The sequence below is a fragment of the Pseudomonas sp. TSO6 genome (assembly GCF_056098905.1).
In genome coordinates this window covers 25844-42033 of record NZ_JBLZWV010000008.1, presented here as the reverse complement: position 1 = coordinate 42033, position 16190 = coordinate 25844, and the positions used below count along the sequence as shown (strand labels likewise).

The 16190-nt window shown below is 58.5% G+C and carries 23 protein-coding genes; 1 reads left to right on the top strand and 22 read right to left on the bottom strand.

Annotated features, from left to right (window positions below):
• Positions 1-3 precede the first annotated feature (3 nt).
• Both ACN6NG_RS02420 and ACN6NG_RS02415 read right to left on the bottom strand, forming a co-directional pair.
• On the bottom strand, positions 4-555 hold the full coding sequence (locus ACN6NG_RS02420; protein WP_016497749.1) for a single-stranded DNA-binding protein: 552 nt from the start codon (positions 553-555) through the stop codon (positions 4-6).
• Between the two features lie 9 nt (positions 556-564).
• Positions 565-1959: an MFS transporter gene (locus ACN6NG_RS02415; protein ID WP_016497748.1), complete on the bottom strand. Its 1395-nt coding sequence runs from the start codon at positions 1957-1959 to the stop codon at positions 565-567.
• A 129-nt stretch (positions 1960-2088) separates the two neighbouring features.
• Between ACN6NG_RS02415 and uvrA the strand changes: the two genes are divergently transcribed.
• Complete coding sequence (uvrA, locus tag ACN6NG_RS02410) at positions 2089-4923, top strand: excinuclease ABC subunit UvrA (RefSeq protein ID WP_016497747.1); 2835 nt, start codon at positions 2089-2091, stop codon at positions 4921-4923.
• A gap of 70 nt (positions 4924-4993) precedes the next feature.
• Here uvrA and bfr read toward each other — a convergent pair whose 3' ends face one another.
• The 20 genes from bfr to rpsQ form a co-directional block, all read right to left on the bottom strand.
• Complete coding sequence (bfr, locus tag ACN6NG_RS02405; protein ID WP_003255449.1) at positions 4994-5458, bottom strand: bacterioferritin; 465 nt, start codon at positions 5456-5458, stop codon at positions 4994-4996.
• A 163-nt stretch (positions 5459-5621) separates the two neighbouring features.
• Positions 5622-7061, bottom strand: coding sequence for a catalase (locus ACN6NG_RS02400; RefSeq protein ID WP_353456951.1), 1440 nt, complete (start codon positions 7059-7061; stop codon positions 5622-5624).
• A 171-nt stretch (positions 7062-7232) separates the two neighbouring features.
• On the bottom strand, positions 7233-7619 hold the full coding sequence (gene rplQ, locus ACN6NG_RS02395) for a 50S ribosomal protein L17 (RefSeq protein ID WP_003255451.1): 387 nt from the start codon (positions 7617-7619) through the stop codon (positions 7233-7235).
• A gap of 42 nt (positions 7620-7661) precedes the next feature.
• Positions 7662-8663, bottom strand: coding sequence for a DNA-directed RNA polymerase subunit alpha (locus ACN6NG_RS02390; RefSeq protein WP_003255452.1), 1002 nt, complete (start codon positions 8661-8663; stop codon positions 7662-7664).
• A 22-nt stretch (positions 8664-8685) separates the two neighbouring features.
• The gene (gene rpsD / locus ACN6NG_RS02385) at positions 8686-9306 is read right to left on the bottom strand and encodes a 30S ribosomal protein S4 (protein ID WP_012270238.1); all 621 of its coding nucleotides are present in this window, start codon (positions 9304-9306) and stop codon (positions 8686-8688) included.
• A 15-nt stretch (positions 9307-9321) separates the two neighbouring features.
• Positions 9322-9711, bottom strand: coding sequence for a 30S ribosomal protein S11 (gene rpsK, locus ACN6NG_RS02380; protein ID WP_003255454.1), 390 nt, complete (start codon positions 9709-9711; stop codon positions 9322-9324).
• An 18-nt stretch (positions 9712-9729) separates the two neighbouring features.
• Positions 9730-10086 carry a 30S ribosomal protein S13 gene (gene rpsM, locus ACN6NG_RS02375; protein WP_003255457.1) on the bottom strand — a complete coding sequence of 119 codons (357 nt, stop codon included), beginning with the start codon at positions 10084-10086 and terminating at the stop codon, positions 9730-9732.
• 131 nt (positions 10087-10217) lie between these two features.
• A complete protein-coding gene (gene rpmJ / locus ACN6NG_RS02370) occupies positions 10218-10334 on the bottom strand; it encodes a 50S ribosomal protein L36 (RefSeq protein ID WP_002555468.1) in 117 nt (38 codons plus the stop codon).
• 28 nt (positions 10335-10362) lie between these two features.
• On the bottom strand, positions 10363-11694 hold the full coding sequence (secY, locus tag ACN6NG_RS02365; protein ID WP_003255459.1) for a preprotein translocase subunit SecY: 1332 nt from the start codon (positions 11692-11694) through the stop codon (positions 10363-10365).
• Positions 11695-12129, bottom strand: coding sequence for a 50S ribosomal protein L15 (rplO, locus tag ACN6NG_RS02360; protein WP_003255461.1), 435 nt, complete (start codon positions 12127-12129; stop codon positions 11695-11697).
• A gap of 3 nt (positions 12130-12132) precedes the next feature.
• The gene (gene rpmD, locus ACN6NG_RS02355; protein ID WP_016497744.1) at positions 12133-12309 is read right to left on the bottom strand and encodes a 50S ribosomal protein L30; all 177 of its coding nucleotides are present in this window, start codon (positions 12307-12309) and stop codon (positions 12133-12135) included.
• 2 nt (positions 12310-12311) lie between these two features.
• Entirely contained in the window at positions 12312-12812 is a 501-nt protein-coding gene (rpsE, locus tag ACN6NG_RS02350; protein ID WP_003255465.1) for a 30S ribosomal protein S5, read from the bottom strand.
• A 3-nt stretch (positions 12813-12815) separates the two neighbouring features.
• A complete protein-coding gene (gene rplR / locus ACN6NG_RS02345; RefSeq protein ID WP_003255467.1) occupies positions 12816-13166 on the bottom strand; it encodes a 50S ribosomal protein L18 in 351 nt (116 codons plus the stop codon).
• Between the two features lie 10 nt (positions 13167-13176).
• Positions 13177-13710, bottom strand: a complete 534-nt coding sequence (gene rplF, locus ACN6NG_RS02340) for a 50S ribosomal protein L6 (RefSeq protein WP_003255469.1) — start codon at positions 13708-13710, stop codon at positions 13177-13179.
• A gap of 12 nt (positions 13711-13722) precedes the next feature.
• The gene (gene rpsH / locus ACN6NG_RS02335) at positions 13723-14115 is read right to left on the bottom strand and encodes a 30S ribosomal protein S8 (protein WP_003255471.1); all 393 of its coding nucleotides are present in this window, start codon (positions 14113-14115) and stop codon (positions 13723-13725) included.
• Positions 14116-14324: 209 nt separating this feature from the next.
• Complete coding sequence (gene rpsN, locus ACN6NG_RS02330; RefSeq protein WP_009681970.1) at positions 14325-14630, bottom strand: 30S ribosomal protein S14; 306 nt, start codon at positions 14628-14630, stop codon at positions 14325-14327.
• A 13-nt stretch (positions 14631-14643) separates the two neighbouring features.
• Positions 14644-15183, bottom strand: a complete 540-nt coding sequence (gene rplE / locus ACN6NG_RS02325; RefSeq protein WP_003255474.1) for a 50S ribosomal protein L5 — start codon at positions 15181-15183, stop codon at positions 14644-14646.
• A 20-nt stretch (positions 15184-15203) separates the two neighbouring features.
• Positions 15204-15518: a 50S ribosomal protein L24 gene (gene rplX / locus ACN6NG_RS02320; protein ID WP_003255476.1), complete on the bottom strand. Its 315-nt coding sequence runs from the start codon at positions 15516-15518 to the stop codon at positions 15204-15206.
• 11 nt (positions 15519-15529) lie between these two features.
• Positions 15530-15898 carry a 50S ribosomal protein L14 gene (rplN, locus tag ACN6NG_RS02315; RefSeq protein WP_002555479.1) on the bottom strand — a complete coding sequence of 123 codons (369 nt, stop codon included), beginning with the start codon at positions 15896-15898 and terminating at the stop codon, positions 15530-15532.
• Positions 15899-15921: 23 nt separating this feature from the next.
• Complete coding sequence (gene rpsQ, locus ACN6NG_RS02310; RefSeq protein WP_023534981.1) at positions 15922-16188, bottom strand: 30S ribosomal protein S17; 267 nt, start codon at positions 16186-16188, stop codon at positions 15922-15924.
• Positions 16189-16190 lie beyond the last annotated feature (2 nt).

The following is a 16190-nucleotide window of genomic DNA, read 5'->3' as shown; positions in this document are numbered from 1 at the left end:
GAATCAGAACGGAATATCGTCATCGAAGCTGTCGAAGTCAGCGGCCGGCTGCGGTGCAGGCTGCTGGGGCGCTGGGCGCTGAGGGGCCTGTTGCGGGCGCTGGGCCTGCTGGCGAGGCGGTGCCTGGTTGTACTGTTGCTGCTGGCCGCCACCCTGGTTGTAGTTGCCGCCACCCTGGTTGTACGGGTCGCCGCCTTGCTGCTGGCCTTGCGGACGGCCGCCAAGCAGCTGCATGGTGCCGTTGATGTCGACGATGATCTCGGTGGTGTAGCGCTTGATACCGTCTTTTTCCCACTCGCGGGTCTGCAGCTTGCCTTCGATGTAGCACTGCGAACCCTTGCGCAGATACTCGCCGGCAATTTCGGCAACCTTGCCGAACAGCGACACACGGTGCCACTCGGTACGCTCGACCTTCTGGCCCGACTGCTTGTCGGTCCACTGCTCGCTGGTGGCCAGGCTCAGGTTGGTCACGGCGTTACCGTTGGGCAGGTAGCGGACTTCGGGATCCTGGCCACAGGTGCCGACCAGAATGACTTTGTTAACCCCACGGGCCATAACGTTCTCCTAGGCTTCGCACGCCGAAGAGGCCGGGTTAACCAGGCGCTCGAGGGTCGTACGGTCCAAAATTTTCGTATCCAGTTTGATATAGATGGCGGCTTCCTCAGCCACCACAACGGCGTCGGTCACACCCGGCACGGCCATCAGGCGCTCGGTCAGGCCGGCTTCCCGGACTGCCTCTGGCGTCAGCGGCATGCGCAGGCTGGTCACATAGGGCGGCTCGTTCATGCGAAGCGCGACGACCAGCCAGATGGCACACAGTACCGCGCAACCGAGGAACACCATGTTCAGCCCGCCGTGCTGGAACAACCAGCCACCGAGGATTCCTCCCAAGGCAGCGCCAAGGAACTGGCTGGTGGAATAAACCCCCATTGCCGTCCCCTTGCCACCGGCAGGCGACACCTTGCTGACCAGCGAAGGCAGCGAAGCCTCCAGCAGGTTGAATGCGGTAAAGAATACCACGGTGCCAATCACCAGTCCGCGCAAACCGTCAGCCCACTCCCAGAAGTATATCTCTGTCAGCAGCAGGACACTGACCGCACCGGCCAACACACGTTTCATCTTGCGCTTCTTTTCGCCGTAGATGATGAACGGGACCATTGCAAAAAATGAGATGAACAACGCGGTCAGGTACACCCACCAGTGTTGCTCTTTGGGCAGGCCCCCGCGCTCGACGAAGGCCAGTGGCAATGCGACGAAGCTGGCCATGAGAATGGCGTGCAGAACAAAAATGCCCACGTCCAGGCGCAGAAGGTCCGGATGGCGCAGGGTCGGGCCGATGGCCTGGCGCGCTACACCCGACTCGCGGTGCTGCAGGATGCTGTGCGAGTTGGGCACGACAAACGCGACCAACAGGATGCCGACCAGGGCAAGACCCGCCGTGGCCAGGAACAATCCTGACAAACCAAAGGCACTTGTCAGCAATGGGCCGACGACCATGGCGACCGCGAACGACAGGCCGATGCTCATGCCGATCATAGCCATGGCCTTGGTCCGGTGTTGCTCGCGAGTGAGGTCGGACAGCAGCGCCATGACTGCGGCAGAAATCGCCCCCGCGCCCTGCAGGATACGCCCGGCGATCACCCCCCAGATGGAATCGGCCTGGGCCGCCAGCACGCTGCCCAGGGCAAAGATCACCAGCCCCAGGTAAATCACCGGCCGACGGCCGATGCGGTCGGAAATCATGCCGAACGGGATCTGCAATACCGCCTGGGTCAGGCCATAGGCACCGATGGCCAGGCCGATCAGCGCTGGCGTGGCGCCGGCCAGGTCCATGCCGTAGGTGGCCAGCACCGGCAAGACCATGAACATGCCCAGCATACGAAAGGCAAAGACCAGGGCAAGGCCGCCAGCGGCGCGGGTTTCGCCGCCACTCATGCGCTCGTTGTGGGTGTCGTGCATGGATTAACCTCGTGTGAACCGGCGGCGATTCTATCAGTCCGACAGCTTGACGGCATCTACGCGACGCTTTGCCGCGTCATACTGGCGCGCCGTATACTTCCTTGTTTATGCCCGCCAAGCGAGGCCGCAGTGGACAAGATCCTGATTCGTGGGGCACGTACCCACAACCTGAAGAACATCGACCTGACCCTGCCCCGGGACAAGCTGATCGTGATCACCGGCCTGTCCGGTTCCGGCAAGTCGTCCCTGGCGTTCGATACCTTGTACGCCGAAGGCCAGCGCCGCTACGTGGAGTCGCTGTCGGCCTACGCCCGGCAGTTCCTGTCGATGATGGAAAAGCCCGACGTCGACACCATCGAAGGCCTGTCGCCGGCCATTTCCATCGAGCAGAAATCGACCTCGCACAACCCACGCTCCACGGTGGGCACCATCACCGAAATCTACGACTATCTGCGCCTGCTGTATGCCCGCGTCGGCACCCCTCGTTGCCCGGACCACGATATCCCGCTGGAGGCGCAAACGATCAGCCAGATGGTGGACTTGGTGCTGGAGCGCCCGGAAGGCAGCAAGCTGATGCTGCTGGCACCGGTGGTGCGCGAGCGCAAGGGTGAGCACCTGGCGGTGTTCGACGAGCTGCGCGCCCAGGGCTTCGTCCGCGCACGGGTAAACGGCAAGCTTTACGAGCTTGATGAACTGCCGAAGCTGGACAAGCAGAAGAAGCACAGCATCGATGTAGTGGTAGACCGTTTCAAGGTCCGCGCCGACCTGCAGCAGCGCCTGGCCGAATCGTTCGAGACCGCACTCAAGCTGGCTGACGGCATCGCCCTGGTAGCGCCAATGGACGACGAAGAAGGCGAAGAGATGATTTTCTCCGCCCGCTTCGCCTGCCCGGTCTGCGGCCATGCCATCAGCGAGCTGGAACCGAAGCTGTTCTCCTTCAACAACCCGGCTGGCGCCTGCCCGACCTGTGATGGCCTGGGGGTCAAACAGTTCTTCGACACCAAGCGCCTGGTCAATGCCGAACTCACCTTGGCCGAAGGCGCGATCCGTGGCTGGGACCGGCGCAACGTGTACTACTTCCAGATGCTTGGCTCGCTGGCTGCGCATTACGGCTTCAGCCTGGAAGAACCGTTCGGCGAGCTGTCGGCCGAGCACCAGAAGGTCATCCTGCAAGGCAGTGGCAAGCAGACTGTCGACTTCAAGTACCTCAACGACCGTGGCGACATCGTCAAGCGCTCGCACCCGTTCGAAGGCATCGTGCCAAACCTTGAGCGCCGCTACCGCGAGACCGAATCGGCCACTGTGCGTGAAGAGCTGGCGAAGTTCCTCGGCACCCAGCCCTGCCCGGATTGCCGCGGTACCCGCCTGCGCCGCGAGGCGCGGCATGTATGGGTAGGCGAAAAGACCCTGCCGGCGGTGACCAACCTGCCGATCGGTGAAGCCAGCAACTATTTCGGCGAGCTGACCCTCACCGGCCGCCGTGGCGAGATTGCCTCAAAAATTCTCAAGGAAATCTGCGAACGCCTGCAGTTCCTGGTCAACGTCGGGCTCGACTACCTCACCCTCGACCGCAGCGCCGATACCCTGTCCGGTGGCGAAGCGCAGCGTATCCGCCTGGCCAGCCAGATCGGCGCCGGTCTGGTCGGGGTGATGTACATCCTCGATGAACCGTCCATCGGCCTTCATCAACGCGACAACGACCGCCTGCTGGCCACCCTCAACCACCTGCGCGACCTGGGTAACACGGTGATTGTGGTGGAGCATGACGAGGACGCCATTCGCCTGGCCGACTACGTGGTCGACATTGGCCCGGGTGCCGGGGTGCACGGCGGCCAGATCGTCGCCGAGGGCACGCCGCAGGAGGTCATGGACCACCCAGACTCGCTGACCGGCAAGTACCTGTCCGGGCGCAAGAAGATCGTCGTGCCGGCCAAGCGCACACCGCGCAACAAGAAGCTGCAGCTAAAGCTCAAAGGCGCGCGCGGCAACAACCTGCAGAACGTCGACCTGGAAGTCCCGATCGGCCTGCTGACCTGTGTAACCGGGGTATCCGGCTCGGGCAAGTCGACGCTGATCAACAACACCCTGTTCCCGCTGGCAGCCACTGCCCTCAATGGTGCAAGCACCCTGGAAGCGGCCCCGCACAGCAGCATGGACGGCTTGCAGCACCTGGACAAGGTGGTGGATATCGACCAGAGCCCGATCGGCCGCACCCCGCGCTCGAACCCGGCCACCTACACCGGCATCTTCACGCCGATCCGCGAGCTGTTCTCCGGCGTGCCGGAATCGCGCTCACGCGGCTACGGCCCGGGGCGCTTCTCGTTCAACGTCAAGGGTGGCCGCTGCGAGGCTTGCCAGGGCGACGGCCTGATCAAGGTGGAGATGCACTTCCTGCCAGACATCTACGTGCCGTGCGACGTGTGCAAGAGCAAGCGCTACAACCGCGAAACCCTGGAGATCAAGTACAAGGGCAAGAACATCCACGAGGTGCTGGAAATGACCATCGAGGATGCCCGCGAGTTCTTCGACGCGGTACCGGCGCTGGCGCGCAAGCTGCAAACGCTGATGGATGTGGGGCTTTCGTACATCAAGCTGGGGCAGTCGGCGACCACACTGTCTGGCGGTGAAGCGCAGCGGGTAAAGCTGTCACGCGAGCTATCCAAGCGCGATACCGGCAAGACCCTGTACATCCTCGATGAACCGACCACAGGCCTGCACTTTGCTGATATCCAGCAGCTGCTGGACGTACTTCATCGCCTGCGCGACCACGGCAACACCGTGGTGGTGATCGAGCACAACCTGGATGTGATCAAGACCGCCGACTGGTTGGTAGACCTGGGGCCGGAGGGTGGCTCCAAAGGTGGCCAGATCATTGCCTGCGGTACACCTGAAGAGCTGAGCGGGATGAAACAATCGTATACCGGGCATTACCTGAAACCGCTGCTGGAGCGGGATCGGGCCTGAGTGTTGCGACTGCAATGAAAAAGCCCCTGGTACCGTTGGTGCCAGGGGCTTTTTTGAGTCTGTGGATAACTTACATCTGCGACTGCAGGTAGTTTTCCAGGCCAATGGCCTTGATCAACCCTTGCTGCTTCTCCAGCCAGTAGGTGTGATCTTCTTCGGTATCCGCCAATTGCGCACGGAGGATGTCACGGCTCACGTAGTCCTTGTGCAGCTCACACAGCTCGATGCCTTTGCACAGGGCGCCACGCACTTTGTACTCGAGCTTGAGGTCAGCCTCGATCATTTCCGGCACGGTGCTGCCAACCTCGAGGTCGTCCGCACGCATGTCGGGGGTGCCTTCGAGCATGAGGATGCGACGCATCAGGGCATCGGCGTGCTGCGTCTCTTCTTCCATCTCGTGGTTGATGCGCTCGTAGAGCTTGGACAGGCCCCAGTCTTCGTACATGCGCGAATGAATGAAGTACTGGTCGCGTGCCGCCAGTTCGCCCTTCAGCAGCGTGACGAGGTAGTTGATTACATCTGGGTGGCCTTGCATCGCCCTGGTTCTCCATGTGAAAACGTCTATGCCACATAGTGTGAACCAGCTTTTGCCTGCGGTCACTGAAAAACCCGCAATCAGAAGCAAAAAATCGGTTAAACAGTAGTGATATTCATTGAAAAACCGCCCAAATGAGGGCGGTTCTGCTTATCACTTAGAGTCAGGCCAGATTGATGCCCAACGCCTTGGCAATCCCTTCGCCATAGGCCGGGTCAGCCTTGAAGAAGTACTGCAACTGGCGCTGGATCACGTCTTCGCTGACACCTGCCATGGTCCCGGCGATGTTGCTGATCAGCAGCGCCTTCTGCGCCTCGCTCATCAGGCGGAACAACGCACCGGCGTGGCTGAAGTAGTCGGTGTCCTCACGGTGATCGTAACGGTCTGCCGAACCGTTCAGGGCCAGCGCGGGTTCAGCATGGCGTGGCGACTGCTTCGGTGCCTCAGCGTAGCTGTTGGGCTCGTAGTTCGGCGCACTGCCGTAACTGCCAGTGGCCATGGAGCCGTCGCGCTGGTAGCTGTTGACTGCGCAGCGTGGGGCATTCACCGGCAACTGCTGGTGGTTGGTGCCCACACGGTAGCGGTGTGCGTCTGCGTAGGCGAATACACGGCCCTGCAGCATGCGGTCCGGCGACAGGCCAACCCCTGGCACCATGTTGCTCGGCCCGAACGCAGCCTGCTCGACTTCGGCGAAGTAGTTGAGCGGGTTACGGTTGAGCTCCAGCACGCCCACCTCTATCAACGGATAATCCTTCTGCGACCAGGTCTTGGTGACGTCGAAGGGGTTCTCGTCGCGGCTGGCAGCCTCGGCTTCGCTCATCACCTGGATGCATACGGTCCAGCGCGGGAAGTCGCCACGTTCAATAGCTTCGAACAGGTCGCGCTGGGCGTAGTCCGGATCAGTACCCGCCAGGCGTGCAGCATCTGCCGGCGCGAGGTTCTTGATACCTTGCTGGGTCTTGAAATGCCATTTGACCCAGGTACGCTCGCCCTTGGCGTTGATCAAGCTGTACGTGTGGCTGCCGAAGCCGTGCATATGGCGATAGCCGTCCGGAATACCACGGTCCGAGAACAGGATGGTGACCTGGTGCAGCGCCTCGGGCGAGTGCGACCAGAAATCCCACATCATCTGGGCGTTCTTCAGGTTGGATTGCGGATGGCGCTTCTGGGTGTGGATGAAGTCCGGGAACTTCAGCGGGTCGCGAATGAAGAACACTGGCGTGTTGTTACCCACGATGTCCCAATTGCCTTCCTCGGTGTAGAACTTGACGGCAAAGCCACGAGGATCGCGCTCGGTGTCTGCAGAGCCACGTTCGCCGCCGACAGTGGAGAACCGCAGGAAGGTTTCTGTTTGCTTGCCGACCTGCTCAAACAGCTTGGCGCTGGTGTAGTGGGTTATATCGCGGTTGACGGTAAAGGTGCCGTAGGCGCCCGAGCCTTTGGCGTGCACGCGGCGCTCAGGAATGTTCTCGCGGTTGAAATGGGCGAGCTTCTCGATCAGGTGGAAGTCATCGAGCAACAGCGGGCCACGCGGGCCGGCGGAACGGGAGTTCTGGTTGTCGGCTACTGGTGCACCGCTGGCGGTGGTAAGAATCTTGCTCATGGGCTCTCCTTATCGGTCTTCAAGCGCCGGCTAATCGGCTTGGAGAGAGTATTGCCGAGCAAGGTTACAGGGACAAATTCATTACATGACTTGTATCAATAGAAATTAACAATACAGGCAGACACAAAAAACCGGGCACTAGGCCCGGTTCTTTGTAGCAGACAGAACGTCTTACTCAGCAGCTTCTACAGCACCGCCGACCGGACGATCAACCAGCTCGACGTACGCCATAGGCGCGTTGTCGCCAGCGCGGAAACCGCACTTCAGGATGCGCAGGTAGCCGCCCTGACGGGTGGCGTAACGCTTGCCCAGGTCGTTGAACAGTTTGCCAACAGCGGACTTCGAACGGGTACGGTCGAAGGCCAGACGACGGTTAGCAACGCTGTCTTCCTTGGCCAGGGTGATCAGCGGCTCGGCAACGCGGCGCAGTTCCTTGGCTTTCGGCAGGGTGGTTTTGATCAGCTCGTGCTCGATCAACGACACTGCCATGTTCTGGAACATAGCCTTGCGGTGAGAGCTGGTACGGCTCAGGTGACGTCCACTTTTACGATGACGCATGATTCATTCCTTACCAAACACTACGTTCGGTGATTACGACGATCAGGCGGTCGCCTTGTCGTCTTTCTTAAGACTTGCAGGCGGCCAGTTGTCGAGGCGCATGCCGAGAGACAGACCACGAGAGGCCAGGACGTCCTTGATTTCAGTCAGGGACTTCTTGCCCAGGTTAGGAGTCTTCAACAGCTCTACTTCGGTACGCTGAATCAGGTCGCCGATGTAGTAGATGTTCTCCGCCTTGAGGCAGTTGGCCGAACGTACAGTCAGTTCCAGGTCGTCAACCGGACGCAGCAGGATCGGATCGATCTCGTCTTCCTGCTCGACTACGACAGGCTCACTGTCACCTTTGAGGTCGACGAACGCGGCCAGCTGCTGTTGCAGGATGGTCGCAGCGCGGCGGATAGCCTCTTCAGGATCCAGGGTGCCGTTGGTTTCCAGATCAATGACCAGCTTGTCCAAGTTGGTACGCTGTTCAACACGGGCGTTTTCGACCACATAGGCGATACGACGCACCGGGCTGAACGAAGCGTCCAACTGCAGACGGCCAATGCTACGGCTTTCGTCTTCGTCGGTTTGACGGGAGTCGGCCGGCTCGTAACCGCGACCACGAGCTACAGTGAGCTTCATGTTCAGGGCGCCGTTCGACGCCAGGTTCGCGATTACGTGATCGGGGTTGACGATCTCGACATCGTGATCCAGCTGAATATCGGCAGCGGTAACCACCCCCGAACCCTTTTTCGACAAGGTCAGCGTAACTTCGTCACGACCGTGCAGTTTGATAGCCAGGCCTTTCAGGTTCAACAGGATTTCAATTACGTCTTCCTGTACACCTTCGATCGCGGAGTACTCGTGGAGTACGCCATCGATCTCGGCCTCGACTACTGCACAGCCAGGCATGGAGGACAACAGGATGCGGCGCAGCGCGTTGCCCAGGGTATGGCCGAAACCACGCTCGAGAGGCTCGAGCGTAATCTTGGCGCGGGTCGGACTGACTACCTGCACATCAATGTGGCGGGGAGTCAGGAACTCATTTACCGAAATCTGCATGGATGCACCTATTTTCTAGCCCTTACTTGGAGTAGAGCTCGACAATCAGGTTTTCGTTGATGTCGGCAGACAGGTCGCTGCGAGCAGGAACGTTCTTGAAAACGCCCGACTTTTTAGCAGCATCCACGTCAACCCACTCAACGCGGCCACGCTGGGCGCACAGTTCAAGGGCTTGAACAATGCGCAGCTGGGCCAGCGACTTCTCGCGGACCGCGACCACGTCACCCGGACGAACTTGGTAGGATGGAATGTTTACAGTCTTACCGTTGACGCTGATCGCTTTGTGCGAAACCAGCTGACGGGATTCGGAACGAGTCGAACCGAAGCCCATACGGTAGACGACGTTATCCAGACGGCACTCGAGCAGTTGCAGCAGGTTCTCACCGGTTGCGCCTTTTTTCGAGGCTGCAGCTTGGTAGTAACCGCGGAACTGACGCTCCAGAACACCGTAGATACGACGGACTTTTTGTTTCTCGCGCAGCTGGGTACCGTAGTCGGACTGACGGCCACGGCGCTGGCCGTGGATACCTGGGGCTGCTTCGATGTTGCACTTCGATTCCAGAGCGCGAACGCCGCTCTTCAGGAACAGATCGGTGCCTTCACGACGAGACAGTTTGCATTTTGGACCAATGTAACGTGCCATTCTTCTGTCTCCTGATTACACGCGACGCTTCTTCGGCGGACGGCACCCGTTATGCGGGATTGGCGTCACGTCGGTGATGCTGGCGATCTTGTAGCCGCAGCTGTTCAGTGCACGAACGGCGGATTCACGACCCGGACCTGGACCCTTGACGTTGACGTCGAGGTTCTTCAGGCCGTATTCCAGCGCAGCTTGACCAGCACGTTCAGCAGCAATCTGGGCTGCGAACGGAGTGGATTTGCGCGAACCACGGAAACCCGAACCACCGGAGGTCGCCCAGGACAAAGCATTGCCCTGACGGTCGGTGATGGTCACGATGGTGTTGTTGAAAGAAGCGTGGATGTGGGCGATGCCATCAACCACTGTCTTTTTGACTTTCTTACGAGGACGAGCAGCAGGTTTTGCCATGTCTATATTCCTGGGCGGTTACTTGCGGATCGGCTTACGCGGGCCCTTACGGGTGCGTGCGTTGGTCTTGGTGCGCTGACCGCGAACCGGCAGACCTTTACGATGACGCAGGCCGCGGTAGCAACCCAGGTCCATCAAGCGTTTGATCTTCATGTTGATGTCACGACGCAGGTCACCTTCGGTGGTGAACTTCGCAACTTCGCCACGCAGGGTTTCGATTTGCTCGTCGCTCAGATCCTTGATCTTAGCGGCTGGGTTTACACCAGCGTCTGCACAAATCTTCTGTGCAGTTGTGCGACCGACACCATAGATGTAGGTCAGCGAGATAACAGTATGCTTGTTATCTGGAATGTTGACGCCTGCAATACGGGCCATTCAGTGGGACTCCAATTGACAGCTACCTACGCCCCGGAAGCCAAGAAATAGGGCGCGAGATAATATCGCTGTAGAAACGAATAATCAACCCAGCAGCACACTAGCTGCTGGGTTTGAAGCAACGATCACACTCAGCCTTGGCGCTGTTTGTGACGCGGTTCTGCGCTGCAGATCACTCGAACGACGCCTTCGCGACGGATGATCTTGCAGTTACGGCACAGCTTTTTCACCGATGCACGAACTTTCATTACCGACTCCTCGAACCTTAGGGGCGTATCAGCGCAGCAGACCGCTGCCGCCGTAGCCTTTCAGGTTGGCTTTCTTCATCAGGGATTCGTACTGGTGCGAAACGAGGTGCGATTGTACTTGGGACATGAAGTCCATCACAACCACTACCACAATCAGCAACGAGGTCCCGCCAAGGTAGAACGGCACATTTGCTGCCACCACCAGGAACTGGGGCAGAAGGCAGACGGCCATCATGTATAGAGCACCGAACATGGTCAAACGAGTCAGAACGCCATCAATGTAGCGTGCAGACTGCTCACCAGGACGGATACCCGGAATAAAGGCACCGGACTTCTTCAGGTTTTCCGCTACGTCTTTCGGGTTGAACATCAACGCTGTGTAGAAGAAGCAGAAGAAAATGATCCCTGCACTAAACAGCAAAATGTTCAACGGCTGACCAGGAGCGATCGACTGCGAGATGTCCTGCAGCCAGCCCATACCTTCGGACTGACCGAACCAGGCACCCAGCGAAGCCGGGAACAGCAAAATGCTGCTCGCGAAAATGGCCGGGATAACCCCCGCCATGTTCACTTTCAGCGGCAAGTGGCTGGTCTGCGCAGCAAAGACCTTACGGCCCTGCTGACGCTTGGCGTAGTGAACGGCGATACGACGCTGACCACGCTCAATGAACACCACAAAACCGATAATCGCTACTGCCAGCAAACCGATTGCGACCAGGGCGAAAATGTTGATATCGCCTGTGCGTGCAGACTCGAAAGACTGCCCGATTGCTCTCGGAAGACCGGCAACGATACCTGCGAAGATCAACATCGAGATACCGTTGCCCACACCGCGCTCGGTGATCTGCTCGCCCAGCCACATCATGAACATCGCGCCTGCCACGAAAGTGGAGACGGCAACGACATGGAAGCCCAGGCCCGCAGAAAACGCCACGCCCTGGTTGGCCAGGCCAATGGACATGCCAATGGCTTGAACCAGTGCCAGGATAACGGTGCCGTAGCGGGTGTACTGGCTGATCTTGCGACGGCCAGCTTCACCTTCCTTCTTCAACTGCTCCAGTTGCGGGCTGACCGCGGTCATCAGCTGCATGATGATCGATGCCGAAATGTACGGCATGATCCCCAGTGCAAAGATGCTCATGCGCTCAAGCGCGCCACCGGAAAACATGTTGAACAAGCTAAGAATGGTCCCCTCATTCTGCCGAAACAGATCCGCCAGACGGTCCGGATTGATGCCAGGAACCGGGATATGCGCACCTATCCGATAGACGATGATCGCCATGAACAGAAAGCGCAGACGAGCCCAGAGTTCCGACATCCCGCCCTTACCGAGCGAAGAGAGAGCACCTTGCTTAGCCATTTATTCCTCGAATTTGCCGCCAGCTGCTTCGATAGCCGCACGCGCACCCTTGGTGGCTGCGATGCCCTTGATGGTGACTGCGCGAGTAACTTCGCCAGACAGCATGATTTTCACACGCTGAATGTGCTGGTTGATCACGTTGGCATCCTTCAAGGATTGCACGGAGATCACGTCGCCTTCCACTTTGGCCAGCTCGGACAGACGCACTTCTGCGCGGTCCATGGCTTTCAGGGAAACGAAGCCGAATTTCGGCAGACGACGGTGCAGCGGCTGTTGACCGCCTTCGAAGCCCGGAGCGATCGAACCACCCGAACGGGAGGTCTGACCTTTGTGGCCACGGCCGCCGGTCTTACCCAGACCGCTACCGATACCACGACCCGGACGATGCTTTTCGCGACGGGAACCCGGCGCTGGACTCAGATCATTGAGTTTCATCGATTAACCCTCGACGCGCAGCATGTAGTAAGCCTTGTTGATCATCCCGCGATTCTCGGGAGTATCCAGGACTTCTACAGTGTGACCGATGCGACGCAGACCCAGGCCCTTAACACACAGTTTGTGGTTAGGCAGACGACCCGAGACGCTCTTGATCAGCGTTACTTTTACGGTTGCCATGATCAGAAGATCTCCTCGACGCTCTTGCCGCGCTTGGCAGCAATGGATTCAGGAGATTGCATGGCTTTCAGACCCTTGAAAGTGGCGTAAACCACGTTCACTGGGTTGGTCGAACCGTAGCACTTGGCCAGAACGTTCTGAACACCAGCAACTTCCAGGACAGCACGCATTGCGCCACCAGCGATGATACCGGTACCTTCCGAGGCAGGCTGCATGTAAACCTTCGAGGCGCCGTGGGCAGCCTTGGTGGCGTACTGCAGGGTGGTGCCCTTCAGGTCTACCTGGATCATGTTGCGGCGAGCAGCTTCCATGGCCTTCTGAATCGCAGCAGGTACTTCGCGCGATTTGCCACGGCCGAAGCCCACACGACCTTTACCATCACCAACCACGGTCAACGCGGTGAAGGTGAAGATACGGCCGCCTTTTACGGTCTTGGCAACGCGGTTAACCTGAACCAGCTTCTCGATGTAGCCTTCGTCGCGCTTTTGATCGTTATTTGCCATAACTTAGAACTCCAGCCCGCCTTCACGAGCAGCATCAGCCAGCGCTTTGACGCGGCCATGGTACTTGAAGCCGGAACGGTCAAAGGCAACTTGAGATACACCGGCGGCTTTCGCACGCTCAGCTACCAGCTTGCCAACCTTAGTGGCCGCGTCGATGTTGCCAGTGGCGCCATCACGCAGGTCTTTGTCCAAGGTCGAGGCGCTTGCCAGAACCTTGCTGCCGTCGGCCGAAATGACCTGGGCATAGATGTGCTGCGAGGAGCGGAACACGCACAGGCGCACGACTTCGAGTTCGTGCATCTTGAGACGTGCTTTGCGAGCGCGACGCAGTCGAATAACTTTTTTGTCGGTCATTTACTAGGCCCTACTTCTTCTTGGCTTCTTTACGACGGACTACTTCGTCCGCGTAACGCACACCTTTGCCTTTGTAAGGCTCTGGCGGACGGAAGTCGCGGATTTCAGCGGCCACCTGACCTACCAGCTGCTTGTCGATACCCTTGATCAGGATGTCGGTCTGGCTAGGCGTTTCAGCGGTGATACCGGCTGGCAGTTCGTAGTCCACTGGGTGAGAGAAGCCCAGGGCCAGGTTCAGGACGGTGCCTTTAGCCTGTGCCTTGTAACCAACACCGACCAGCTGGAGCTTACGCTCGAAGCCTTGGCTTACGCCCTGGACCATGTTGTTAACCAGAGCGCGGGTGGTACCGGCCATGGCACGAGCTTGCTGGTCACCATTGCGAGCGACGAAACGCAGCTCACCAGACTCTTCGGTAACTTCAACAGACGAGTGAACGTTCAGTTCGAGAGTGCCCTTGGCACCCTTCACCGAAAGCTGCTGACCTGCGAATTTGACTTCGACACCGGACGGCAGCTTAACGGGGTTCTTAGCGACGCGAGACATGTCTATCCCCCCTTAGAACACTGTGCACAGAACTTCGCCGCCGACACCGGCAGCGCGCGCAGCGCGATCAGTCATCACACCTTTGTTGGTGGAGACAATAGACACGCCCAGACCGCCACGTACTTTCGGCAGATCGGTGACGGCCTTGTACTGGCGCAGGCCTGGACGGCTGGAGCGCTTCAGTTCCTCGATGACCGGACGGCCTTCGAAGTACTTCAGTTCGATCGACAGGGAAGGCTTGGCTTCACCAGTTACCTGGTAGCCAGCGATGTAACCTTCGTCCTTCAGAACTTTGGCAACCGCGACCTTCAGGGTAGAAGAAGGCATGCTTACGACGGACTTTTCAGCCATCTGGGCATTACGGATGCGAGTTAGCATGTCCGCTAACGGGTCCTGCATACTCATGGGCTAGATGCTCCTGATACAAGAATTATTAGCCTTGCGGCTATGACAACCACCTGAGCGGATTGGGTAAAAAACCCAGGCTCGGGTGAGCCGGTCATTCTAGACACAAGGCAGAAACGAAACAAGCCCCATATAGGGGCTTGTTTCTTGGCGAGGTCACCGGCGGTCGGAAGATTGCTCCCCTTCCACCGGGATCACACCGACAGCGATTACCAGGAGGCCTTGACCAGACCTGGTACGTCGCCGCGCATTGCAGCTTGACGCAGCATGTTACGGCCCAGGCCGAACTTACGGTATACACCGTGAGGACGACCGGTCAGGCGGCAACGGTTGCGCAGGCGCGAGGCGCTAGCGTCACGTGGCTGCTTCTGCAGAGCGACAACGGCAGCGAAACGCTCTTCTGGAGAGGCATTAACGTTGACGATGGTCGCTTTCAGCTCAGCACGCTTCTTAGCGAACTTGGCTACCGTCAGCTGACGCTTCAGCTCACGGTTTTTCATGCTCTTCTTGGCCATTTTCCTACTCCAATCAGTTGCGGAACGGGAACTTGAAAGCACGCAGCAGAGCGCGGCCTTCGTCGTCCGAACGAGCAGTGGTGGTCAGGGTGATGTCCAAACCGCGCAGAGCATCGATCTTGTCGTAATCGATTTCCGGGAAGATGATCTGCTCTTTCACGCCCATGCTGTAGTTGCCACGGCCATCGAAGGACTTGGCATTCAGGCCGCGGAAGTCGCGAACCCGAGGCAGGGAGATCGCCAGCAGGCGGTCCAGGAATTCGTACATCTTGTCGCTACGCAGGGTCACCTTGACACCGATCGGCCACCCTTCGCGGACTTTGAAGCCAGCGATGGATTTGCGAGCGAAAGTCACGACCGGCTTTTGACCGGTGATCTTTTCCAGGTCAGCTACTGCGTGCTCGATGACTTTCTTGTCGCCGATCGCTTCGCCCAGACCCATGTTCAGGGTGATTTTGGTAACGCGCGGAACTTCCATCACGTTCGACAGCTTAAGTTCTTCCTTAAGCTTAGGAGCGATTTCGTTCCGGTAAATCTCTTTCAGTCGTGCCATGGTCTTCTACCTAGCAGTGTTCAAGCATCAACCGCTTTTTGGGTCGACTTGAAGACACGAATTTTCTTACCGTCTTCTACTTTGAAACCAACGCGGTCAGCCTTGTTGGTTTCGCCGTTGAAGATGGCAACGTTGGAAGCGTGCAGAGGCGCTTCTTTCTCGACGATACCGCCCTGAACGCCCGCCATCGGGTTAGGCTTGGTATGACGCTTGACCAGGTTCACACCACCGATGACCAGACGGTCATCAGCGAGAACCTTCAGCACCTTACCGCGCTTACCTTTGTCTTTGCCGGCGATCACGATGATCTCGTCGTCACGACGAATCTTTTGCATGTCGGATCTCCTTACAGCACTTCAGGGGCGAGCGAGACGATCTTCATGAACTTCTCAGTACGAAGTTCACGGGTCACTGGCCCGAAGATGCGAGTGCCGATCGGCTCTTGCTTGTTGTTCAGCAGAACAGCAGCGTTGCCGTCGAAACGAATGATGGAACCGTCAGCGCGACGAACACCGTGACGGGTGCGCACGACAACAGCGGTCATCACTTGGCCTTTTTTGACCTTACCGCGCGGAATTGCTTCCTTGACAGTAACCTTGATGATGTCACCGATGCCGGCGTAACGACGGTGCGAGCCGCCGAGCACCTTGATGCACATGACGCGACGAGCGCCGCTGTTATCGGCCACATCGAGCATGGATTGAGTCTGAATCATAAAATTTCTCCGACCCCTAGCCCTTAGACTTCAACAGCGCGTTCGAGGACTTCAACCAGTGCCCAGGACTTGGTCTTGGCCAGCGGACGGGTTTCGGTAATCGAAACCTTGTCGCCGATCTTGCACTGGTTGGTTTCGTCGTGCGCGTGCAGCTTAGTCGAACGCTTAACGTATTTACCGTAGATCGGGTGCTTTACGCGACGCTCGATCAGAACGGTGATGGTCTTGTCCATTTTGTCGCTGACGACACGGCCAGTCAGCGTACGGACGGTTTTTTCAGCTTCAGCCATGA

What these genes read in the sequence shown, in the direction of transcription:
- rpsK (WP_003255454.1), bottom strand. Translation starts at nt 9,711, where the DNA reads ATGGCAAAACCTGCTGCTCGTCCTCGTAAGAAAGTCAAAAAGACAGTG.
- rpsH (WP_003255471.1), bottom strand. Translation starts at nt 14,115, where the DNA reads ATGAGTATGCAGGACCCGTTAGCGGACATGCTAACTCGCATCCGTAAT.
- rpmD (WP_016497744.1), bottom strand. Translation starts at nt 12,309, where the DNA reads ATGGCAACCGTAAAAGTAACGCTGATCAAGAGCGTCTCGGGTCGTCTG.
- rpmJ (WP_002555468.1), bottom strand. Translation starts at nt 10,334, where the DNA reads ATGAAAGTTCGTGCATCGGTGAAAAAGCTGTGCCGTAACTGCAAGATC.
- secY (WP_003255459.1), bottom strand. Translation starts at nt 11,694, where the DNA reads ATGGCTAAGCAAGGTGCTCTCTCTTCGCTCGGTAAGGGCGGGATGTCG.
- rpsQ (WP_023534981.1), bottom strand. Translation starts at nt 16,188, where the DNA reads ATGGCTGAAGCTGAAAAAACCGTCCGTACGCTGACTGGCCGTGTCGTC.
- rplX (WP_003255476.1), bottom strand. Translation starts at nt 15,518, where the DNA reads ATGCAAAAGATTCGTCGTGACGACGAGATCATCGTGATCGCCGGCAAA.
- rplN (WP_002555479.1), bottom strand. Translation starts at nt 15,898, where the DNA reads ATGATTCAGACTCAATCCATGCTCGATGTGGCCGATAACAGCGGCGCT.
- rpsD (WP_012270238.1), bottom strand. Translation starts at nt 9,306, where the DNA reads ATGGCACGTTACATTGGTCCAAAATGCAAACTGTCTCGTCGTGAAGGC.
- ACN6NG_RS02400 (WP_353456951.1), bottom strand. Translation starts at nt 7,061, where the DNA reads ATGAGCAAGATTCTTACCACCGCCAGCGGTGCACCAGTAGCCGACAAC.
- rplO (WP_003255461.1), bottom strand. Translation starts at nt 12,129, where the DNA reads ATGAAACTCAATGATCTGAGTCCAGCGCCGGGTTCCCGTCGCGAAAAG.
- rplR (WP_003255467.1), bottom strand. Translation starts at nt 13,166, where the DNA reads ATGACCGACAAAAAAGTTATTCGACTGCGTCGCGCTCGCAAAGCACGT.
- rpsE (WP_003255465.1), bottom strand. Translation starts at nt 12,812, where the DNA reads ATGGCAAATAACGATCAAAAGCGCGACGAAGGCTACATCGAGAAGCTG.
- rplF (WP_003255469.1), bottom strand. Translation starts at nt 13,710, where the DNA reads ATGTCTCGCGTCGCTAAGAACCCCGTTAAGCTGCCGTCCGGTGTCGAA.
- rpsN (WP_009681970.1), bottom strand. Translation starts at nt 14,630, where the DNA reads ATGGCCAAGAAGAGCATGAAAAACCGTGAGCTGAAGCGTCAGCTGACG.
- ACN6NG_RS02390 (WP_003255452.1), bottom strand. Translation starts at nt 8,663, where the DNA reads ATGCAGATTTCGGTAAATGAGTTCCTGACTCCCCGCCACATTGATGTG.
- bfr (WP_003255449.1), bottom strand. Translation starts at nt 5,458, where the DNA reads ATGCAAGGCCACCCAGATGTAATCAACTACCTCGTCACGCTGCTGAAG.
- rplQ (WP_003255451.1), bottom strand. Translation starts at nt 7,619, where the DNA reads ATGCGTCATCGTAAAAGTGGACGTCACCTGAGCCGTACCAGCTCTCAC.
- ACN6NG_RS02415 (WP_016497748.1), bottom strand. Translation starts at nt 1,959, where the DNA reads ATGCACGACACCCACAACGAGCGCATGAGTGGCGGCGAAACCCGCGCC.
- rplE (WP_003255474.1), bottom strand. Translation starts at nt 15,183, where the DNA reads ATGGCACGACTGAAAGAGATTTACCGGAACGAAATCGCTCCTAAGCTT.
- ACN6NG_RS02420 (WP_016497749.1), bottom strand. Translation starts at nt 555, where the DNA reads ATGGCCCGTGGGGTTAACAAAGTCATTCTGGTCGGCACCTGTGGCCAG.
- rpsM (WP_003255457.1), bottom strand. Translation starts at nt 10,086, where the DNA reads ATGGCCCGTATTGCAGGCGTCAACATTCCAGATAACAAGCATACTGTT.